This is a genomic window from Tepidimonas sp. (genome assembly GCF_046292505.1).
Classification (GTDB): Bacteria; Pseudomonadota; Gammaproteobacteria; order Burkholderiales; family Burkholderiaceae_C; genus Tepidimonas.
This window is the reverse complement of the sequence record NZ_JBKBQX010000226.1, coordinates 1-606: the sequence shown is the minus strand read 5'-3', so window position 1 is coordinate 606 and position 606 is coordinate 1. Positions and strand designations below refer to the sequence as shown.

Sequence of the window (606 nt, the reverse complement as noted above, 5' to 3'; positions counted from 1 at the left end):
TCACCGAGGACAGTCGAGGAACAGCGTAGCCGTGCCCTGGCTGCCAAACGGCAGCGCTTCCTCGGGGTAGACGATGCGGTTGATGTGGTCGATGAAGTCGAGGTTGCGGTTGAGCAGCAGCCCGCCGTGCAGCACCCAGCCGGGCAGCGGTGCGTCGTCCGGCAGCGGCGTGCTGGCCAGCATCAGCAGCGCGCGCTCCTCGACCGTGCGCGCAGTGGGCGCAGCGTTGCGCGTCGGCACCAGCGCGATGCCCAGCCGCGGCTGCAGGTGTGCGGCGAGTGCGGTTACCTGCGCCGGCTCCCACACCACCAGGCGCGCCGCACTGCCGCGCGCCTGCGCCGGCGGCACCATGGGGTCGTGCGGCGGGCGCAGCACCAGCACGTCCAGCCCCAGGCGCTGGCGCTCCTGCTCCAGCCAAGCCAGCAGCGGCTCGGCCGCGGCCGACCCCCGGCGCGGGGTCAGCCGCTGCAGCTGGCGGTGCAGCGCGTGCGATTCGGACACCTCGCGCGTGCCGCTGCCCACCTCCTGCAGCACCTGATCGAAGTAGCCATGCGCCACCGCCAGATCGGCGCGCACCTTGGTCTGCAGCAGCCGGTCGTAGGCCAG

At 73.1% G+C, this 606-nt stretch carries 1 pseudogene; it reads right to left on the bottom strand.

The annotated features are described in order from the left end of the window. A pseudogene (locus tag ACK4TH_RS12925) lies at positions 1 to 606 on the bottom strand (two-component sensor histidine kinase); the annotation flags it as partial.